Annotated in this window: 18 protein-coding genes; 8 read left to right on the forward strand and 10 right to left on the reverse strand. The window is 72.1% G+C overall.

Annotated features, from left to right (window positions below; translation table 11 throughout):
- The first annotated feature begins 6 nt into the window (after nt 1-6).
- From manD to Pma05_RS03550, 4 genes are all read left to right on the forward strand, one after another.
- Nucleotides 7-1236 (forward strand): D-mannonate dehydratase ManD, encoded by a 1230-nt coding sequence (gene manD, locus Pma05_RS03535; RefSeq protein WP_203855785.1) that lies wholly within the window; start codon nt 7-9, stop codon nt 1234-1236.
- Nucleotides 1226-1807, forward strand: coding sequence for a gluconokinase (locus tag Pma05_RS03540; protein WP_203855786.1), 582 nt, complete (start codon nt 1226-1228; stop codon nt 1805-1807). The genes manD and Pma05_RS03540 overlap by 11 nt, the downstream gene beginning before the upstream one ends.
- Nucleotides 1808-1901: 94 nt before the next feature.
- On the forward strand, nt 1902-3128 hold the full coding sequence (locus tag Pma05_RS03545) for a low temperature requirement protein A (protein WP_203855787.1): 1227 nt from the start codon (nt 1902-1904) through the stop codon (nt 3126-3128).
- 58 nt (nt 3129-3186) lie between these two features.
- Nucleotides 3187-4347 carry a DUF5685 family protein gene (locus tag Pma05_RS03550; protein ID WP_239311599.1) on the forward strand — a complete coding sequence of 387 codons (1161 nt, stop codon included), beginning with the start codon at nt 3187-3189 and terminating at the stop codon, nt 4345-4347.
- A 78-nt stretch (nt 4348-4425) separates the two neighbouring features.
- Here Pma05_RS03550 and Pma05_RS03555 read toward each other — a convergent pair whose 3' ends face one another.
- A complete protein-coding gene (locus Pma05_RS03555) occupies nt 4426-5691 on the reverse strand; it encodes an SGNH/GDSL hydrolase family protein (protein ID WP_203855788.1) in 1266 nt (421 codons plus the stop codon).
- A gap of 272 nt (nt 5692-5963) precedes the next feature.
- On the opposite strand from Pma05_RS03555, the gene Pma05_RS03560 reads away from it, so the two are divergent.
- Complete coding sequence (locus tag Pma05_RS03560; protein ID WP_203855789.1) at nt 5964-7016, forward strand: LLM class flavin-dependent oxidoreductase; 1053 nt, start codon at nt 5964-5966, stop codon at nt 7014-7016.
- Between the two features lie 19 nt (nt 7017-7035).
- Here Pma05_RS03560 and Pma05_RS03565 read toward each other — a convergent pair whose 3' ends face one another.
- The 3 genes from Pma05_RS03565 to Pma05_RS03575 all read right to left on the reverse strand — a co-directional run bounded on the left by Pma05_RS03565 (nt 7036) and on the right by Pma05_RS03575 (nt 9493).
- The gene (locus Pma05_RS03565) at nt 7036-7656 is read right to left on the reverse strand and encodes a response regulator (protein ID WP_203855790.1); all 621 of its coding nucleotides are present in this window, start codon (nt 7654-7656) and stop codon (nt 7036-7038) included.
- A gap of 104 nt (nt 7657-7760) precedes the next feature.
- Complete coding sequence (locus Pma05_RS03570; RefSeq protein ID WP_203855791.1) at nt 7761-8603, reverse strand: ABC transporter permease; 843 nt, start codon at nt 8601-8603, stop codon at nt 7761-7763.
- Entirely contained in the window at nt 8600-9493 is an 894-nt protein-coding gene (locus Pma05_RS03575; RefSeq protein ID WP_203855792.1) for an ABC transporter ATP-binding protein, read from the reverse strand. The genes Pma05_RS03570 and Pma05_RS03575 overlap by 4 nt, the downstream gene beginning before the upstream one ends.
- Nucleotides 9494-9646: 153 nt before the next feature.
- Here Pma05_RS03575 and Pma05_RS03580 point away from each other — a divergent pair, with 153 nt between their 5' ends.
- Complete coding sequence (locus Pma05_RS03580) at nt 9647-10117, forward strand: NUDIX domain-containing protein (RefSeq protein ID WP_203855793.1); 471 nt, start codon at nt 9647-9649, stop codon at nt 10115-10117.
- A gap of 110 nt (nt 10118-10227) precedes the next feature.
- On the opposite strand, the gene Pma05_RS03585 is transcribed toward Pma05_RS03580, so the two are convergent.
- Nucleotides 10228-11067: a hypothetical protein gene (locus Pma05_RS03585; RefSeq protein WP_203855794.1), complete on the reverse strand. Its 840-nt coding sequence runs from the start codon at nt 11065-11067 to the stop codon at nt 10228-10230.
- 341 nt (nt 11068-11408) lie between these two features.
- On the opposite strand from Pma05_RS03585, the gene Pma05_RS03590 reads away from it, so the two are divergent.
- The gene (locus Pma05_RS03590) at nt 11409-12704 is read left to right on the forward strand and encodes an aldehyde dehydrogenase family protein (RefSeq protein ID WP_203855795.1); all 1296 of its coding nucleotides are present in this window, start codon (nt 11409-11411) and stop codon (nt 12702-12704) included.
- Nucleotides 12705-12733: 29 nt separating this feature from the next.
- On the opposite strand, the gene Pma05_RS03595 is transcribed toward Pma05_RS03590, so the two are convergent.
- The 5 genes from Pma05_RS03595 to Pma05_RS03615 all read right to left on the reverse strand — a co-directional run bounded on the left by Pma05_RS03595 (nt 12734) and on the right by Pma05_RS03615 (nt 17977).
- A complete protein-coding gene (locus Pma05_RS03595; protein WP_199187823.1) occupies nt 12734-12949 on the reverse strand; it encodes a helix-turn-helix domain-containing protein in 216 nt (71 codons plus the stop codon).
- A gap of 118 nt (nt 12950-13067) precedes the next feature.
- On the reverse strand, nt 13068-14120 hold the full coding sequence (gene rhaS / locus Pma05_RS03600) for a rhamnose ABC transporter substrate-binding protein (protein ID WP_203855796.1): 1053 nt from the start codon (nt 14118-14120) through the stop codon (nt 13068-13070).
- A 93-nt stretch (nt 14121-14213) separates the two neighbouring features.
- Entirely contained in the window at nt 14214-15242 is a 1029-nt protein-coding gene (locus tag Pma05_RS03605) for an ABC transporter permease (protein WP_203855797.1), read from the reverse strand.
- On the reverse strand, nt 15232-16293 hold the full coding sequence (locus tag Pma05_RS03610; RefSeq protein ID WP_239311602.1) for an ABC transporter permease: 1062 nt from the start codon (nt 16291-16293) through the stop codon (nt 15232-15234). The genes Pma05_RS03605 and Pma05_RS03610 overlap by 11 nt, the downstream gene beginning before the upstream one ends.
- Nucleotides 16294-16459: 166 nt before the next feature.
- Nucleotides 16460-17977, reverse strand: coding sequence for a sugar ABC transporter ATP-binding protein (locus Pma05_RS03615; protein WP_203855798.1), 1518 nt, complete (start codon nt 17975-17977; stop codon nt 16460-16462).
- 328 nt (nt 17978-18305) lie between these two features.
- Between Pma05_RS03615 and Pma05_RS03620 the strand changes: the two genes are divergently transcribed.
- Complete coding sequence (locus Pma05_RS03620) at nt 18306-19349, forward strand: LacI family DNA-binding transcriptional regulator (protein ID WP_239311606.1); 1044 nt, start codon at nt 18306-18308, stop codon at nt 19347-19349.
- The last annotated feature ends 71 nt before the right edge of the window (nt 19350-19420 follow it).

Raw genomic sequence — 19420 nt, forward strand, 5'->3', positions numbered from 1 at the left:
CAAGTCGTGAAGATCGTCGCCGCGGACGTGATCGTCTCCAGCCCGGACCGCAACTTCGTCACTCTCAAGATCACTACTGACGAGGGGATCACCGGGCTCGGCGACGGTACCCTGAACGGCCGGGAACTCTCCGTCGCCTCCTACCTGGCCGACCACGTCGTACCGCTGCTGGTCGGGCGGGACCCGCACCGGATCGAGGACACCTGGCAGTTCCTCTACCGGTCGGCGTACTGGCGGCGCGGGCCGGTCACCATGGCCGCGATCGCCGCCGTCGACGTGGCGCTCTGGGACATCAAGGCCAAGGCCGCCGGGATGCCGCTCTACCAGCTCCTCGGCGGAGCCTCCCGGACCGGCATCATGGCCTACGGGCACGCCTCCGGGCGGGACATCCCGGAGCTGTTCGACTCGATCCGGCGCCACCTCGACGAGGGCTTCAAGTCGATCCGGGTGCAGACCTCGGTCCCCGGCATCGACTCGGTCTACGGGGTGGCCGCCCAGCCCAGCGCCGACGGCAAGCGCTACGACTACGAGCCGGCCCAGCGCACCCCGCTGCCGGTCGAGGAGGACTGGGACACCCGGGCCTACCTGCGGCACCTGCCCACGGTCTTCGAGGCGGTCCGCAACGAGTTCGGCCCCGAGCTGCCGCTGCTGCACGACGGCCACCACCGGATGACGCCGATCCAGGCCGCCAAGCTGGGCAAGGCGCTGGAGCCGTACGACCTGTTCTGGCTGGAGGACTGCACCCCGGCGGAGAACCAGGAGGCACTGCGGCTGGTCCGGCAGCACACCACCACCCCGCTGGCGATCGGCGAGGTCTTCAACACCGTCTGGGACTACCAGACGCTGATCCGCGAGCAGTTGATCGACTACGTCCGGTCCGCCGTCACGCACACCGGCGGGATCACCGCGATGCGCAAGCTGCTCGACTTCGCCGCGCAATACCAGATCAAGTCCGGGATTCACGGGCCGACCGACATCTCCCCGGTCGGGATGGCCGCCGCGCTCCACCTGGACCTGGCGATCCACAACTTCGGCATCCAGGAGTACATGCGGCACGGTCCGCTGACCGACGAGGTGTTCCGGCAGTCGTTCACCTTCACCGACGGCTACCTGCACCCGGGCGAGCAGCCGGGGCTCGGGGTGGAACTCGACGAGGAGGCGGCGGCCCGGTTCCCGTACCAGCCGGCGTACCTGCCGTTCAACCGGCTCCAGGACGGTACCGTCCATGACTGGTGACGGCGGCTCCGGCCCGTCGCGCGGCGGCGGGCCGGCCGGGTCCACCCGGCACGTCGTGGTGATGGGCGTCTCCGGGTCGGGCAAGACCACCGTTGCCGAGGGGATCAGCGCGCTGACCGGGCTGACCTTCGCCGAGGCGGACGAGTTCCATTCGGAGTCCAACGTGGAGCTGATGCGGGCCGGGGTGCCGCTCGACGACACGCACCGCTGGCCCTGGCTGCGCGAACTCGCCGGCTGGATGGCCGAGCGCGCCGCCGAGGACGTCTCCACGGTACTGGCCTGCTCGGCGCTGCGCCGCTCCTATCGGGACGTACTCCGGCAGGGCCCGCCGAGCGTCGACTTCGTCTTCCTGGACGGGTCGGCGGCGGTGATCCGGGAACGGCTCTCCCGGCGGGCCGGGCACTACATGCCGGCCAGCCTGCTCGACTCGCAGATCGCCACCCTGGAACGACCGGGATCGGACGAGCGGGTCCGCACCCTCGACGTCGCCGCGGCCCCGGAGGAACTGGTCGAGGCCGCGATCGAGGGTCTCGGCCTGTCCCGGCGCAAGGCCGCGCAGCCGCACTCCTGAGCGACCGGGACACCACCGGACGGCTCTGGCCGGCCCGACCGTCTCGGGCCGTGCCGGGTTACGTCCAACCCGCCCGTCGATCGTTCGGTTATAGGTGGGAGACGGTGGCCGCGGGGACGGCGGGGAGCGGGGCGGCAGCTCGATGGCGAGCGACGAGACGCACAGACTGATGCGCCACCCCGAGGCACCGAAGCGGGCGACCCTGCTGGAACTGCTGCTCGACGTGGTCTACGTCGCGGCGCTCGCCCTGCTCTCGATGCGGCTGTCCGTGGACCTGAGCTGGATCGCCGCCGCAGAGGTACTGGTGCTGCTGATGGCGGTCTGGTGGATCTGGTCGATCACCGCCCTGCTCACCGACTTCTACAACCCGGAAGAGCCCAAGATCCAGGTCATCGTCGCCTGGGCGATGCTCGGCAGCATCGTGATGACGGCGACCATCCCGCAGGCGTTCTCGGCGCTCGGCTGGCTCTTCGCCGGGATGTACGTCGCCATCCACCTGGTCCGCGGCGTCGTACTGGTGGCCGTGCTCCGCAGGCATCAGGCCCAGATCCGGGCAGCCCGGTTCCTCTGCTGGTTCGTGCTCTCCGGCACGCTCTGGCTGGCCGGCGCGTTCCTGCCGGCCTCGACCCGGATCGTGCTCTGGGGCATCGCCCTGCTGACCGACTACGTCGGCGCCGTGCTGCGCTATCCGACCCCGTGGCTCGGCCGGGTGCCGATGGCCCAGTACGACAAGGCGAGCGAGCACCTCGGCGAGCGCTACCAGCAGTTCGTCATCCTGGCGCTCGGCGACATCATCCTGGTCCCGCTGCTGCTCAGCGGCCGGAGCGAGCTCGACGCCGAACGGTTGGGCATGCTGCTGCTGGCGTTCGTCACCATGCTGCTGCTCTGGCAGATCTACGTCCACCGGGCGGGGGCGTCCCTCCAGGTGGCGATCGGTGAGCGACCGGGCCGGGCCACCCGGTGGGCGCCGTACACCCACCTGTTCATGGTGGCCGGCATCGTCGCCACCGCCACCGGGTTCGAGTTGCTGGTCGCCCGGTCCCACAGCCGGGCCGGGCTCGGCCTGGTCGCCGTCGTCGTCGGCGGACCCGCCCTGTTCCTGATCGGCCGGACCATCTTCGAGTACGAGGTGTTCGGCAGGTTCTCCTGGTCACGGCTGATCTGGCTGGTGGTACTGGTCGGCACGGCACCGGCCTTCCTGCCGCTCACCCCGAGCGCGGTGGCCGGCTTCACCAGCGTGGTACTGCTCGGGGTGGCCCTGTCCGACAGCGCCCGGTCGAACGGGTGGCACCGGCAGGATCGCCGGTCCATCCCGTCCTGAGCCGCCAGGCGTGCGCCGGGTCGCTACGCTGCGGCAGCAGGCGGACCTGGGAGGCGCGGTGTTCGGGATCGTACGGCCATGCCGGCACCGGATGTGTGGAAAGCTGCACGCCGCCTGGCTCGGCCACCTCTGCGGGCTCTGCCTGACCCTCCGGGACGAGCACGGACACCGGGCCCGGCTGGCCACCAACTACGACGGCCTGCTGATCTCCGTACTCCTGGAGGCGCAGCGCCCCGCCCCGGCCCCGTACCGTCCGGCGGCGCCGTGTGCGCTGCGTGGCTTCCAGCGGGCCACGGTGCTCTCCTCGGCCGATCCCGGCGCCCGGCTGGCCGCCGCGGTCTCGCTGGTCCTCGCCGCCGGCAAGACCCGCGACCACGTCGCCGACCGGGACGGCGCGCTGCGGGTCCCCGCCCTGGCCGGGGTCGCCGGCCGGCTGGCCGACCGGTGGGCCGAGGCCGGCGCCCGGACCGGCGACGGGGTCGGCTTCGACACCGGGGTACTGGTGGCCGCGGTGGCCCGGCAGTCCGAACTGGAGTCGAAAGTGGTCCCGGGGGTGCCGGTGCTGCTCGCCACCGAGCCGACCGAGACCGCCGTGGCAGCCGCCTTCGCGCACACCGCGACGCTGGCCGGCCGGCCGGGCAACGCCGCCGGGCTGGCCGAGGTCGGCCGGTACTTCGGCCGGATCGCGCACCTGCTCGACGCGGTCGAGGACTACGCCGACGACGCCGTGCGGGGTGCGTTCAACCCGCTGCGGGCCAGCGGCACCGACCTGGCGCAGGCGCGCCGGTTGTGCGAGGACGCGCACCACGGCCTGCGGCTGGCCCTGGCCGACCTGGACCTGCGGGACCGGCGGCTGGTCCGGGCGCTGCTCGACCGCGAGGTCTCCGACGCCATCGAGCGGACCTTCGCGCTGGCGGGTGTGCCGGTGCACCGTCCGGGCGCCGAACACGGGTTGCCGCTCGCCCCGCCCGAGATGTCGGCGCAGCCGGCGGGACATCCGGTCGAGCGCCCGGAGCCGAGGCCGGACGGCTGCGGCGGCTCGCTGGTGGTCGGCGGCGCCTGCGTCCTCACCACCTGCACCTGCGGGCTGTGGCAACCGCGCTGGAGCAAACACCGGCGCCGCGGCTGCGGCGACCGGTGCTGGTGTACGAGGTACTGCAACTGCGACAGCTGCCACTGCTGCAACTGCGACTGCTGCGATTGCTGTGACTGTAGTTGAACCGGGGAGCTGAGGTCGGGGCCGCACCGGGGTCCCGGCGCCGGTGCGGACCCGACCCGTCGGACGGGGCGCAGCGGTTCAGCTCACGGTGATCGCCCCGGTACCGGAGCGGACGCAGGCGACGGCCCGGTTCGGGGTGGCCACCGCACCGGCAAGGCACTGCCCGAGCACCGCGTGCCCGGCCGCGTTCGGGTGCCAGGACTCCTGGCAGGTCTGGAAGTACGTGACGCAGGCGTTGGCGATCCGCTGGATGGCGATCTTGTCGTAACCGGAGAGGCTGGTCACCGGGGTTCCGGTCGGGCCGTCCTGCAACCGGATCGGGGTGGCGAGCGCGCCGGTCGGGCTGGACGCGGTCTCGCAGAGCCGGGCACCGTCGAAGGCCCGCTGCACGTTCAGGTAGACCAGGTCGTCGCCGGGGAACTCGCCGCGCATGGTGCCGTGTACCGACTGGACCAGGGTGCCGAGGCCACTGGAGAAGAGGTGCCCGGCGGCCAGGCTGGCCCGGTGCACGGGGCAGCCGGCCGCGTACCGCTCGGCGCCCAGGGCCCGGAACTTGTCCCGGCTGTCGTCCCGGTTGTCCTCCTCGTGGAACCGCGACTCCAGTTCGAACGGCAGCGGGTTGGTGTAGTCCTGGAAGACGATCCGGTGCTGCCCGTCGGGGTCGACCTCGTCCAGGGTGGTCAGCAGTTGCCGGACCGCGTTGGTGGTCTCGGCGGTCGCCGCCGCGAACTCGGCCGGGGTGCCGAGGTCGTCACCGGCGCACGGCGCCTGCTCGACCGGCCCGCCGAGGTAGGCCCAGAACTCCCACCAGCCGGTCCAGGCGTCCGCGATGAACCGGTTGGCGCAGTCCGAGGCGACGTCGCCGAAGGTGAACGAGCTGTTGTTGGAGCCGAGGCCGAGCAGCACCACGTCGATGTCGTGGGTCTGCGCCACCGCCCGGAGCTGGTCGAGCTGCGCCGCCACCGTACGCCCCTTGGTCCGGCCGGCCGAGGCGTTGGCGATGTCGTACGGCTGGCCGCCTGAGCAGGCGAGGTTGAACCGGGCCGAGATGCCGGGCAGGTTCGCCTGGTGCAGCGACGCGTTCGCGGACCGGTGACAGAAGAAGGCGTTGCTGTTCGGCGCGGACCAGCCGGGGAAGCTCTGCGGGGTACCGTTCACGTCCACCACCGGCTGGTAGCCGCCGGCGCCCTCGCCGCTGACGAAACTGTCCCCGAGCGCGACTGCGGCCGTCGGCAGGGCCGCCGTGGCCGTACCCGGTGCGGTGACGATGCCCGACAGCGTGCCGGTTGCGGCGAGGGTGAGCGCCAGCGCCGCGGCGAACGCGGGTCGACGGAACCCGAACATCTCCGACCCCCAAGGTCTGATCGAAATATTGAAGATTATTCGCACGTCCGGGCATCAGATCACGCACCCGGACAGGGGTCAACGAATGGCACCGATCCCGGCCGGCAACAGCGCGCGGGCGAGACAATACTTCCGGTCGGCCGGCCCGGCGTACCGGTCAGCGGTGGCGTTTCGCACCCGCCCGGGCGGGAATGCGACTCTCGGCAGTGCCGTTACACCGCGCGGAGAGCCGGCCGCACCGACACGACCGGCGTGAGGCGTTGGAGGACGACATGGCGACGGCCGTGGAATTCGGTCTGGACAGCTTCGGCGACGTGACCGCCGACGCCGAGGGCAACCCGGTGCCGTACGCCCAGGTGATCCGCGACGTGGTCGAGGAGGCCGTACTCGCCGACCGGCTCGGCGTCGACACCTTCGGGCTCGGCGAGCACCACCGGGACGACTACGCGGTCTCCGCCCCCGAGATCGTGCTGGCCGCGATCGCCGCCCGGACCGAGCGGATCCGGCTCGGTACCGCTGTCACGGTGCTCAGCTCCGACGACCCGGTACGCGTCTACGAACGGTTCGCCACCCTCGACGCACTCGCCCGGGGTCGGGCGGAGATCACCCTCGGCCGAGGCTCGTTCACCGAGTCGTTCCCGTTGTTCGGATACGACCTCAGCGACTACGACCGGCTCTTCGAGGAGAAGACCGAGCTGATGTCGCAGTTGCTCACCGAGGACGCGGTGAGCTGGCAGGGCACGGTGCGCGCCTCGCTCGACAAGCAGCACGTCTATCCCAAGACGGAGTCGGGGCGGATCCGCACCTGGGTCGGGGTCGGCGGCAGCCCGGAGTCGGTGGTCCGGGCCGCCCGGTACGGCTTTCCGCTGGTACTGGCCGTGATCGGCGGTGAACCGGCCCGGTTCGCTCCGTACGTGCAGCTCTACCACCGCGCGCTCGCCGAGTTCGGCCGGGAGCCGCTGCCGGTCGCGGTGCACGTGCCCGGCTTCGTCGGCGAGACCGACCAGGAGGCGGCCGACCTGCTCTGGCCACACGTCCGGGTGCTGTTCAACCGGATCGGCGCCGAACGCGGCTGGCCGCCGATGACCCGGAGCCGGTTCGACGCCGACATCGCCAACGGCGCCTGGCACGTCGGCTCGGCCGAGACCGTGGCCCGCAAGATCGCCCGAACGGTACGGGTCCTCGGGGTGCAGCGCTTCGACCTCAAGTACTCGGCCGGCACGCTGCCGCACGAGCACCTGATGGCGACGATCGAGCGGTACGCCACCCAGGTGATCCCCCGGGTCCGGGAACTCCTCACCGAGGAGAGCGGCCCGACGTCCTGACCCGGGCAGCCCGGCCCGGCTATCCGAGCAGTCCCCGGGCCATCGCGGTGGTGACCGCGGCGGTCCGGTCGGAGACGTCGAGCTTGCTGAACGTACGCAGCAGGTGCGTCTTGACCGTCGCCTCGCTGATGTGCAGGGCCCGGCCGATCTCGGCGTTCGTCCGGCCCTCGGCGACCAGGCCGAGCACCTGCACCTCCCGGGCGGAGAGCGCCGGGGCGGCCGGGTTGCGTACCTGCCGGACCAGCCGACCGGCGACCGACGGCGCGAGCGTCGTCTCGCCCCGGGACGCGGCCCGGATCGCGGCGGCGAGTTCCGTCCTGGTGGCGTCCTTCAGCAGGTAGCCGATGGCGCCGGCCTCCACCGCCCGCAGGATGTCGGCGTCGCTCTCGTACGTGGTCAGCACCACCACCCGGGTGGTCCGCGACTCGCGCAGGATCGCCCCGGTGGCGTGCACCCCGTCCATCCCGGGCATCCGCAGGTCCATCAGGACCACGTCCGGTCGGTACGCCCGGGCCAGGGTCACCGCCTCCTGGCCCGAGCCGGCCTCGCCGACCACCTCCAGGTCGGGTTCGCTGTGCAGCATGCCGCGCAACCCGTCCCGGACCACCGGATGGTCGTCGACCAGCAGGACCCTGATCACCCGTTGACCTCCCACTCCACCGTCCACCGCCCGCCCCATGCCGGCGCTCCGACCCCGCAGGGTTCCCCGAGGCACCGGCGCCCGGCGAACGCCTGATCGCACGGTCAGCGGCTTTCGCGCCCGGTCCACCGGAACGTCAGCAGGCAGACCAGCAGACCTCCCACGCACCAGGCGGCGAGCACCAGCGCCGTGGTCCCGTGCTCCCACGAACCCGCCGCCTCCTGCGCCATCATGCTGTCCGGCAGGAAGACGGACCGGAACCCCTGTCCCATCCACTTCACCGGAAAGAACGATGCCACCGTCAGCATCCCGTCCGGCAGCGCGTCGTTCAGTACGAAGATCCCGGAGACGAACTGGAGTGCGATGGCCGGCAGGTTCAACACCGCCGGGGCGCTCTTCGCCGAGCGGGCCAACGCACTGGCCGCGATGCCGAGCAGAGTGCAGGCGACGACGGAGAGCGCCAGCAACCAGCCGAAGGTGAGCCACCGTGCCGGATCGGTCGGCAGCCGCAGGCCGAACAGCAACACCCCGACCGCGAGCAGCAGGGCGATCCCGCCGACCGTGGAGACCGCGACCAGACAGATCTTGCCGAGGAAGTACGCGACCGCGGTGGCCGGGGTACCGCGCAGCCGCTTCAGCGTGCCGTCCTCGCGGTCGAGCGCGATCCCCACTCCCACGCTGATGAAGGCGGTGGAGACGATCCCGTACGCGATCATCCCGACCACGAAGACCTGGCTGATGCTGACGTCCGAGGCGCCGTGCGCCGGCTCGTCGAAGATCAGTCCGAGCATCAGCGCGATGAAGGCCGGAAAGGCGAAGGTGAAGACCACCGCGTCCCGTTGCCGGAAGAACTGCTTCAGCTCGACCGCTCCCCGGGCCAGGCCGACCCGGAGGGTGGACGGCAGCCGTACCGTCGAGGACGACGGGCCGGCGGTGGCGGCGGTCATCGGCCTTCTCCGATCAGGTCACGTTCCCCGATCAGGCCGCGCTCTCCGATCAGGTCAGCTTCTCCGATCAGGTCGAGGTAGACGTCTTCGAGGCTGGGCCGGTGCACCCGGAGGTCGGTCACCGTCCCGCCGGCCCGGTCGGTCAGCCGGGCCACCAGTGCGACCGGGTCGTCGGTCCGCTCCCGGTGGTCGCCGTCGGCGTCCCGCCAGGTGACGGTGGCCGCCACACTCGCCCGGCCGCCGATGGTCTCCGGGGTGCCCTCGGCGATGATCCGGCCACCGGCGAGCACCGCGAGCCGGCCGGCCAACGCCTCGGCCTCGTCCAGATAGTGGGTGGTGAGCAGGATCGTCACGCCCTCGTCGGCGAGCCGGCGGATCAGCGCCCAGAACTGCCGGCGGGCCTCCGGGTCGAAGCCGGTGGTCGGCTCGTCGAGGAAGAGCAGCTCGGGCCGGCCGACGATGCCGAGGGCCACGTCGAGCCGGCGACGCTGGCCGCCGGAGAGGGTACGGATCCGGGCCCCGGCCTTCCCGGTCAGCCCGCACACCTCGATCACCTCGTCCGGGTCGCGCGGGTGGGGGTAGTACCCGGCGAAGTGCCGCACGGTCTCCCGGACGGTCAGCTCGGCGGCGTCGGTGGCGGTCTGCAACACGATGCCGAGCCGGGCCCGCCAGCGTCGGCCGGCCGTACCCGGGTCCTCGCCGAGCACCGAGACCGTGCCGCCGTCCCGGCGCCGGTGCCCCTCCAGGATCTCGATCGTGGACGTCTTGCCGGCGCCGTTCGGCCCCAGCAGCGCGTACACCTCGGCACGGTCGACGGTCAGGTCGATCCCGTCCACCGCCACCCGGGCGCCGTACGTCTTGCGCAGCCCGTGCGCACTGATGACTGTCATACTTTGATGCTTCCGCCGGCCGAGTCGGCCGGGGACCATCGCAGGACGGAATCCGGCCGTCCACCAACCGGTGGACACCGGCGGTATCTTCGAGACCTTCGCCGAGCAGTTCCTACAGGTCTGGGACACGGTGCAGATCAGGGAGGTCAGCCGGTGAGTCGACGGGTGGACTACTTCGACGACCCGTCCGCCCCGGCGGCGAACTCGCTGGTGCCGGGCGGGGCCGCGCTGGTCGTTGACGACCGGGGCCGGATCCTGTTGCAGCGGCGGGCGGACTCTGGGAACTGGTCGCTGCCGGGCGGCGCGATGGAGGTCGGCGAGACGATCGGCGACGCGGTGGTGCGGGAGACCCGGGAGGAGACCGGGCTCGACGTCGAGCTGACCGGCATCCTCGGGATCTACACCGACCCCCGGCACGTGATCGCGTACGCCGATGGAGAAGTGCGGCAGGAGTTCGTGGTCGCGTTCACCGCCCGGCCGGTCGGCGGCGCGCTGGCGGTCAGCGATGAGTCGACCGACGTCGCCTGGTTCGACGCGGCCACCGTGGCGGACCTCCAGATGCACGACTCGGTCCGGCTGCGGATCGGGCACTGGCTGGCCGGTTCGGCGCCGCACATCGGATGACCCGGGCGCGTGAACGAACCGAAGCACCGCCATGAGCCGTTTTCAGCGGCGTCTCGCACCATCATCTCGGCGGCCGCCGCCGGGGCCAGCCGAGGGACGTCTGGGCCTGGTCAGCTCCGGGTGACCGCCCCGGTGGCGGCCAGGTAGTCGCCGATCGAGGCCGGTACGACCAGGGCCATCCGGCACCAGTCGACGAGCAGCAGGTTCGCCTCGCGCATCGCCCGCTCCAGCGCGGCGACCAGCTCCGGTTGTGGTTCCGCCGCCGGTCCCGGCTCGGTCTGTACGGCCAGTACGGCGAGCGAGTCGCCGTCGGCGAGCCCGTACAGCAGCACCCGCCCGACGGCTACCGCGAACGAACTGGGCACGATCCCCGGCTGCCCACGGAAGCCGATCCCGCCCCGGCTCCGGGCACCGGATGGCAGCAGGCTCAGCAACCGGCTCCGGGACACCGTCCCGGAGAGCGGTCGGATCGGCTGGCTCCGGACGTGGATGCCCTGGAAGCCGTACACCCGGCCGTGCTCGTCGCGGCGGGCGTGCTGCTCGTAACTCCGGCGTACCGCCCGGAGTTCGGCCTGGACCTCGTCGCCGAGGTCACCGCTGACCAACTCCACCTGCCGCCAGTCGTCCTCGTGCAGTTCGAGGCGGTCGGCACCGGCCGGTGCCCCGGCGACCGCCGGCACGGCGGCGCAGAGCGTCGGCAGCGAGTAGAGGATGTCGCCGGGTGGGACGGACTCGATCCGGCGCAGCGTCAGGGTGAGGGTGCCGGTCGCGGCGAACTCCGCCGCCGTCGGCGGCTCGGCCCGTTCGACCGACCAGGTGGCGCCAGCCAGCTCCAGGGTGGTCGCCGGTTGGAAGCTGTCCGGCAGTTGCCCGAGGGGCAGTTCGCTCCGGCCGATCTGGGCTCCGGTGTCGGCGTCGAGGAAGGCGACCCGCACCAGGTTTTTCGACATGGCGGGGACCTTATCCGTACGCCGATCATGCTCGGCCGCAGCCCCTCGGCCGCCCCGCCCGCTCGTGCCGGGCCCCGGGTGCGGACGGTGGCGGGCCGGGGTGACGGCGCGGACGGCGCGGGTGTGGTGCGCCGCGCCGGTGCCCGGCACCGGAGGGGCGACGGTCGCGCCCGTGCCGGAGGCCGGCGCGACGGGTGAGCCGGCGGCGAGCACCGCGAGCAACGGTCCTGAATAGCGGACACTATTGCTCTCTCGTTGAACAAACGTGCCAGACTCGGTGGCTGCCACCAGCGCGCGACATAGCATGGCGGCGGACGAGGACGGCGAAGGAGGTCCGGCAGATGGTGTCGATCGAGGCGACCGACGGAGCCCCGGGCGGAGCGGACGACCGCGTGCACGCCCTGGTCGCCGAGTGCGGCCGGCGGGCCCGGGCCGGGTCGGCCGGGTTGACCGAGGCGCCGGACTCGGTGATCGACTCCGCGTTGACCGCGATGGCCGACCGGCTGGTCGCCGCCGAGAGCGAGATCCTCGCCGCCAACCAGCGGGACGTCGATGCGGCCAGGGCCGCCGGGATGAGCCCGGCGCTACAGGACCGGCTCCGGCTCGACGCGGCCCGGCTGAAGGCGATGGCCGACCAGCTACGGCTGCTCGCCGAGGCACCGTTCCCGGCCCGGGAGACGCCGCTGCGGTCGCTGCCGGGCGGGCTGCGGCTCGCCGAGCGCCGCCGGCCGGTCGGGGTGATCGGGGCGAACTTCGAGGCCCGGCCGAACGTGACCGTCGACGTCGCCTCTCAACTGGTGAAGTCGCGCAACGCCGGCGTACTGCGTACCGGGTCTGCCGCGCTCACCTCGGCGAACGCGCTCTACCAGCACGTCATCGCCCCGGGGCTGCGCGACGTCGGCCTCGATCCGGACGCGATCCAACTGCTGCCGGACGCGAGCCGGGCCAGCGCGGTCGCCCTGGTTCGGCAGACCGACCTGATCCCGCTGGTGATCCTCCGGGGCAGTGGTGACGCCACCCGCTCGCTCGGCGCCGAGGCGGCCCGGCACGGCGTCCGTACGCTGGCGCACGCCGACGGCGGCGGAGTGCTCTATGTCGACGCCGCCGCCGACCTGGACCGGGCGACCGAACTGCTGGTCGCCGGCCTGGACCGGCTCGGCGTCTGCAACCGGGTCAACCTGCTGCTGGTGCACCGGGACGTCGCCGGGGAGGCGGTGCCGCGCTTCGAGGCCGCCCTGACGGAGCTGGGCGTACGCGCCTCGCTGCCGCCGTACGACCACCCGGTCGGCTACGAGTGGGCGCTGGACAGCGGCCGGGAGGCGACCGTGACCATCGCCGAGGTGGCCGATCTGGCCGAGGCGGTGACGATCGCCAACACCGAGACCTCGGGGCTTGCCGCGACGATCGTGACCGAGGACCGGGCCGCCGCCGAGCGGTTCATCGCCACCGCGATCGGCACCGGGATCTTCTGGAACGCCTCGACCCGGTTGCTGGACGGTTTCAAGCTGCACGGCGTACCGGAGACCGGGATCAACGTGGACCACGTGCCGGGCCCACGCGGCCCGGTCACCTTCCAGGACCTCTACCTGCGGCAGTACGTGGTCGTACCGGAGGACGCACCCGGCCTCCCCGGCTGACCCGGCGGCACCCGGCGCGGGTCGTCCGCTCAGAGCAGCCCGTGCCGGACCGCCCAGACCACCGCGGAGATCGGCGCCGGCACGCCGAGGCGGTCGCAGATCGCCCGGGTACGCCGCCGGACGGTCCGCTCGGACATCTCCAGCCGGCGGGCGACCGCGTCGACCGGGAGCCCCTGGGCGAGCAGTCGCAGCAGGGCCAGTTCCTCGTCGTCCAGTGGATGGCGTTGCACGATCGGTACGGCCACGGCGCCACTCCCTCCTCCGCACACGCCCAGATTCCGGTGCCGCCGAGCCCGGCACCGCCACCGGCCGGCGGGTCACAGACCCGTAGTCGGCCGGCGGCGGCACCGGGACGGGTACCGCCTAGAAGTCGAACTGGTCGATGTTGCTGGCGTCGAAGACGGTCGGCGGGCCGAGCACCACGACGCCCTCGGCGCCGACGGTGTACTCACCGAGCTTGCCGGCGGTGAACTTGTCACCCTCCTTGCCGCTGATCATCCCGGAGGCGAGGGCGGCACCGGCGTACGCGGCCAGGTAGCCGAGGTCGGCCGGGTTCCACAGCGCGAAGTTCTTCACCGTGCCGTTCTTGACGAACTCGCGCATCTGGTTCGGGGTGCCCAGCCCGGTCAGCGCCACCTTGCCCTTGTACTGCGAGCCGGAGAGGTAGCGGGCCGCCGCCGCCACACCGACGGTGGTCGGCGAGATGATGCCCTTCAGATCCGGGTGCGCGCTGAGCAGCCCCTGGGTCTCCTGGAACGACTTCTCGTCCTTGTCGTCGCCGTAGACCGTGGTGACCAGCTCGATCCCGCTGTACTCCGGCTTCTTCAGCTCGGTCTTCATCAGCTCGATCCAGGCGTTCTGGTTGGTCGCGTTCGCGGTCGCCGACAGGATCGCGACCTTGCCCTTGCCGCCGATCGCGTCGGAGATCAGCTTCACCTGGTTCTCCGCGATCCCCGGCCCGGTCACCTGGTTGACGAAGAGGTCCCGGCAGTCCTTGTTGGTGTCGGAGTCGAAGGTGACCACCTTCGCGCCGCCCTGCCGGGCCTGGTTGACCGCCCCGCAGATCGCGTTCGGGTCGTTCGCCGACAGGGCGATCACGTCACTGCCCTGCTGGGTCAACGTGTTGAGGTAGCTGACCTGCGACGACGCGCTCGCCTCCGACGGCCCGACCTCCTTGTACTCGCCCTTGAACTCCTCCACCGCCGCCTTCCCACCGTTGTCCGACACGGTGAAGTACGGGTTGTTCACCTGCTTCGGCAGGAAGGCGACGCTGAGTCCCTCCTTGATCGAGCCGCCGCCACCGGCGGAGGCCCCGCCGGACGGGGTGCCCTCGTCGTCGCTCGCGCAGCCGGCGCTGAGCAGCAGCGCCGCCAGGGTGGCCGCGGCGGCACCCATCCGTACGCCTCTGGATCGCATGACGGTCATGATCGGTCCCTTCCTTGACATACAGCCGCCCAACTCGCGGGCCGGTGGATTCGACGGTGGTTACAGCGAGGGTTGGAGACGTGGTCAGGCGCCTTCGGCGCTCGCCACCGGCGGTGCGGAGGGTCGTCGCCGTCGCATCCGCGCCCGGAGCATGCCGGCCGCGTTCGGCCCGACGACGGAGATGATCAGCAGGGTCCCGGTGACCACGGTCAGGGTGTCGGCCGGCACGTCGGCGAGCTGCAGCGCGTTGCGCAGGGTCATCAGCAGCAGCACCCCGGCCAGTACGCCGACCAGGGTGCCCCGGCCGCCGAAGATGGAGACGCCGCCGAGCAGCACCGCCGCCACCACCGACAGCTCCAGCCCGGCCCCGTTGTCGGCCCGGGCGGAGGCGTACCGCATGGTCCAGAAGACCCCGGCGAGCGCGGCGACCGCGCCGGTGACCACGTAGAGCCAGAACTTGGTCCGGGCCACCGCGACACCGGCGAAGGTGGCGGCCTGGTCGTTGTTGCCCATCGCGTAGAGGCCGCGACCGATCGGGGTGGCGTGCAGCAGTACGCCGAACCCGATCGCGAGGACGGCGAGCGGCAGCACCACCCACGGCACCGTCGTGCCGGGCAGCGCCTCGATCGAGTTCCCGGTCCAGCCGATCGGGAAGTCCGCCACCGCCCGGTCGCCGAGCACCACATAGGCCAGTCCCCGGTACAGCGCGAGGGTGCCGATCGTCACCGCCAGGGAGGGCAGGCCGAACCCGGCGATGAAGAGCCCGTTCACCGCGCCCAGCAGGGCACCGAGCAGCACCACCAGCGGTACGGCCAGCGCCAGCGGCAGGCCGGCCACCCACAACTGGCCGAGTACCGCGCTGGCCAGCCCGAGCGTACTGGCCACCGACAGGTCGATCTCGCCGGTGATCACGATCAGCGTCATCGGCAACGCGATCAACGCGATCGGGACGATGTCCAGCAGCAGGAAACCCCAGAACCGGGCGGTGGCGAAGCCCTCGACCAGGACCGACGCGCCGACCACCACCAGGGCCAGTACGACGATCACCAGCACGTCCCAGGTGCCGAACGTGGAAACCCAGCGGGCCGACCGACCCGTCCTCTCAGGCGCCACGGGCCTTCCTTCCTCGTAGCCGGTGGGCCACCCGCGCGGCCAGCGCCCGGTCCAATCCGATCGCGGCCAGGATCAGTGCCCCGACCACCGCCTGCTGCCAGAACGGGTTCACCTTCAGCACCGGCAGTGCGCTGCCGATGGTGCTCAGCAGTACGGCGCCGAGCGCCGCCCCGTACACCGAGCCGCTGCCGCCGAAGATGGCGACGCCGCCGACCACGACCGCCGCGACCACGTTCAGCTCGATCCCGCTGCCGGCCGCCGCGTCGAGGGTGCCGTACCGGGCCGCGTAGAGCACCCCGGCCAGGCCGGCGAGCCCGCCGCTGACGACCAGCGCGGTGAACACCCGCCAGCCGACCGGAATCCCGTGCAGCCGGGCCGCCGCCGGGTCGGAGCCGATCGCGTACAGCTCCCGGCCGGAACGGTACGACCGCAGATAGAAGCCGGCGACCAGCAGTACCGCCACCGCGAAGAGGGCGAGCAGGGGCACTCCGAGCAGGTCGGCGGTGCCCATGCTCTTGAAGCCGGCGGGCATGTCGGCGGCATTGATCTGCTGTCCCGCCGCCCACGAGTAGTCGACGCCCCGGAATACGTAGAGGGTGCCGAGGGTGACCACCAGGGCCGGTACCCGGGCCACCGCGATCAGCGCCCCGTTCAGCGCGCCGCAGAGCACGCCGATCCCGATCCCGACCAGGATCGCCAGCACGATCGGTGCGTCCGGCATCGCCAGGAAGAGCTTTCCGGTGGCGAACGCGGCCAGGCCGAGTACCGAGCCGACCGAGAGGTCGACGTTGCGGGTGATGATGACGATCGCCTGACCGACCGCGAGCACCACCAGGATGGTCGCGCCGAGCATCAGGTCCCGGCGGCCCTGTCCGGAGAGGAACCTCGGGTTCACCGCCGTGGTCACCGCGATCAGCAGGAGCAGCGCGAGTCCGATGCCGACCTCGCGGGCCACGAAGAGCCGGTGGCCGAGCCGGATGCCGGCCGCCCCACTGCGGGCCCGGGCCTCGGCCGCGTCCGGCGCCGACTCCGGCCGGGTCGTGGTCGTCACGCCCAACCTCCCCACCCGGCCACCGCTTGCCGCCCGGCCACGGTTCCCCGCCCGACCGCCGCTCCTCGCTGCCCGCTCACGGCTTCTTCTCCCTGCCCGGCCTTTTCTCCCTGCCCGGTCACGGCTGTTCCTCGCTGCCCGGTCACGGCTGTCTCTCGCTGCCCGGTCACGGCTTTCCTCCCTGTCCGGTGGCGGCGAGCATCACCGACTCCTCGGTCGCGGCGTCCCGGGCTATCTCGCCGACCAGCCGGCCCTCGTGCATCACCAGCACCCGGTCCGCCATCCCGAGCACCTCGGGCAGCTCGCTGGAGACCATCAGCACCGCGACCCCCTCGCCCGCGAGCTGCGACATCAACCGGTGCACCTCGGCCTTGGTGCCGACGTCGATCCCCCGGGTCGGCTCGTCGACGATCAGCACCTTCGGCATGGTGGAGAGCCACTTCGCCAGTACCACTTTCTGCTGGTTGCCCCCGGAGAGTGTGGAGACCGGGTCGTCGAGCCGCCCCGCCTTCACCTGCAAGCGTTGCGTCCAGGTCTGCGCGGCGGCGCGTTCCGCACCCCGGCCGAGCAGGCCGAACCGGGCCAGCGGCCAGCGCCGGGTCAACGTGGCGTTCCGTTCGATCGACAGCTCCATCACCAGCCCCTGCTGCCGACGGTCCTCCGGCACCAGCGCCATCCCGGCGGCCATCGCCGCCGACGGCCGGCTCCCGGGCAGTCGTACGCCGTCCACCAGTACCTCGCCCGCGTCGTACGGGTCGACGCCGAAGAGCGCCCGGACCACCTCGCTGCGCCCGGCCCCGACCAGGCCGGCGAGCGCCACGATCTCGCCCCGGCGTACCTCGAAACCGACGTCGGCGAAGACGCCGCGCCGGGTCAGGCCGCGCACCTGGAGGATGACCTCGCCGGCCTCGGTCTGCTGCTTCGGATAGAGCTGCGAGACCTCCCGGCCGACCATCCGGCGCACCACCTGGGCCACGTCGAGCTCCTCGGCCGGGTCGGTGGAAACCCATCGCCCGTCCCGCATCACCGTGATCCGCTGGCTGAGCGCGAAGACCTCGTCGAAGCGGTGCGAGATGAACAGGATCGCCGCGCCGGCCTCCCGCAAGGACCGGACGACCGCGAAGAGCCGTTCGACCTCGACCCCGGAGAGCGCCGCCGTCGGCTCGTCCATCACCAGCACCCGGGCCTCGAAGGAGAGCGCCTTGGCGATCTCCACGAGCTGCTGGTCGGCAATGGAGAGTCCGCGCGCCGGCCGGTCCGGATCCAGCGGTACGCCGAGCCGCGCGAACAGCTCCGTCGTGCGTTCCCGCATCGCCGTGGTGTCGATCCGACGCAGGCCGCGCAACGGTTGCCGGCCCATGAAGATGTTCTCCGCCACCGACAGGTCCGGAAAGAGCGTCGGCTCCTGATAGATCACCGCGATCCCGGCCGCCCGGGCGTCGGCCGGACCGGTCAGGGTCAGCGGCGCACCGTCCATCGTCAACTCCCCGGCGTCCGGGGCGTGCACCCCGGCCAGGATCTTCACCAGGGTCGACTTGCCCGCACCGTTCTCCCCGACCAGCGCGTGCACCTCACCGGCCCGCAGTTCGAGGCGTACGTCGGCGAGTGCGTGCACCGCGCCGAACGACTTCCGTACGCCGGACAGGGCCAGCCGCGCCGTACCCGGATCTGCACGCTCGGGCATCCGGCCCTCCAGCCATGAAACGTTTCAGCTCAATGTGATGAAGACGCTAAAGGCCGGCTTCCCGGCGGGTCAAGCGTTTCGGAGCGGTTACCGAATCGTTACTCAGGGGTAAGCCCTTTCCCTCGGCCCGGAATGTGGCCCTGGGCAGGGCCGACGCCATGCTTGCCGACCACGGATCGCCGGCCGGCGTCGACAACCCGTGCCGCGCTGGCCACATCCGGTCAGGTGTCCCCCGCCGCCCGAGCCGGAGGGCATCCTTGACACGATTCAGTTCTCAGGTGGCAGTCAGTCGGTGGTGAAGTCGGGCCGGCGCGGAGGAGGGACAGCGATGCGGGAGTCCTCCGTGGTCAGCATCCGCGACGTCGCCAGTCGCGCGGGGGTCTCGATGGGCACCGTCTCCAACGTGCTCAACCAGCCCGACCTGGTGTCGAGCGCGACCCGGGCCCGGGTCCTGGCGGCGATCGACGAACTCGGCTTCGTACCCAACCACGCCGCCCGGCAACTGCGCCGGGGCCGGAGCCGGACCCTCGGCCTCGTCGTGCTGGACGTGGCCAACCCGTTCTTCACCGACCTCGCCAAGGGCGTCGAGGACACCATCGGCACCGCCGGAATGGCGCTGATCTTCTGCAACAGCGACGGCGACCAGACCAGAGAGGACGCCTACCTCGACCTGCTCAAGGAGCAGCGGGTGCAGGGCGTACTCATCACCCCGGTCGACGACGCCAGCGCCCGGCTGCTCCGGCTGCGCGACCGGGGCATCCACGTCGTACTGCTCGACCGGCGGTCCCGCAACGCCGACCTCTGCTCCGTCTCGGTGGACGACCGGCTCGGCGGCGAACTCGCGGTACGTCACCTGCTGGAGGCGGGACACCGGCGGATCGCCTTCGTCGGCGGCCCGGGCCGGCTGGAACAGGTACGCGACCGGCATGCCGGCGCGGTCCAGGCGATGACCGAGGCCGGGCTCGACGAGACCAGCCTGCCCTGGCTCGACACCCCGGCCCTGACCGTGGCCGCCGGCCGGGACGCCGCAGCCCGGCTGCTCGGCGCACCCCGGGAGAACCGGGCGACCGCCGTCTTCTGCGCCAACGACCTGCTGGCGCTCGGCGTCCTCCAGGGGCTGACCCAGCAGCGGATCCGGGTACCCGAGGACATCGCCCTGGTCGGCTACGACGACATCGACTTCGCCGCCGCGGCGGCCGTGCCGCTCACCTCGGTACGCCAACCCCGGCAGCGGCTCGGCCAGACCGCCGCCGCCCTGCTGCTCGGCGAGGTCAACGAACCGGCCGAACACCGTCACCAGCAGGTGGTCTTCGAGCCCGAACTCGTCGTCCGGGAGTCCAGCCGCCGCCCCACCGCCCAGCCCGCCGGATAGCCGGGCCCCTCACCCGCGCCCTGGTCACCGGGCGGGGCCAGGCCGACCTCGGGAGCCGACGGCGAGGGACC

Origin of the sequence: Plantactinospora mayteni (assembly GCF_016862935.1) — a bacterium.
Lineage (GTDB): Bacteria > Actinomycetota > Actinomycetes > Mycobacteriales > Micromonosporaceae > Plantactinospora > Plantactinospora mayteni.

What these genes read in the sequence shown, in the direction of transcription:
- Pma05_RS03540 (WP_203855786.1), top strand. Translation starts at nt 1,226, where the DNA reads ATGACTGGTGACGGCGGCTCCGGCCCGTCGCGCGGCGGCGGGCCGGCC.
- Pma05_RS03555 (WP_203855788.1), bottom strand. Translation starts at nt 5,691, where the DNA reads ATGTTCGGGTTCCGTCGACCCGCGTTCGCCGCGGCGCTGGCGCTCACC.
- Pma05_RS03560 (WP_203855789.1), top strand. Translation starts at nt 5,964, where the DNA reads ATGGCGACGGCCGTGGAATTCGGTCTGGACAGCTTCGGCGACGTGACC.
- Pma05_RS03570 (WP_203855791.1), bottom strand. Translation starts at nt 8,603, where the DNA reads ATGACCGCCGCCACCGCCGGCCCGTCGTCCTCGACGGTACGGCTGCCG.
- Pma05_RS03575 (WP_203855792.1), bottom strand. Translation starts at nt 9,493, where the DNA reads ATGACAGTCATCAGTGCGCACGGGCTGCGCAAGACGTACGGCGCCCGG.
- Pma05_RS03585 (WP_203855794.1), bottom strand. Translation starts at nt 11,067, where the DNA reads ATGTCGAAAAACCTGGTGCGGGTCGCCTTCCTCGACGCCGACACCGGA.
- Pma05_RS03590 (WP_203855795.1), top strand. Translation starts at nt 11,409, where the DNA reads ATGGTGTCGATCGAGGCGACCGACGGAGCCCCGGGCGGAGCGGACGAC.
- rhaS (WP_203855796.1), bottom strand. Translation starts at nt 14,120, where the DNA reads ATGCGATCCAGAGGCGTACGGATGGGTGCCGCCGCGGCCACCCTGGCG.
- Pma05_RS03615 (WP_203855798.1), bottom strand. Translation starts at nt 17,977, where the DNA reads ATGCCCGAGCGTGCAGATCCGGGTACGGCGCGGCTGGCCCTGTCCGGC.
- Pma05_RS03620 (WP_239311606.1), top strand. Translation starts at nt 18,306, where the DNA reads ATGCGGGAGTCCTCCGTGGTCAGCATCCGCGACGTCGCCAGTCGCGCG.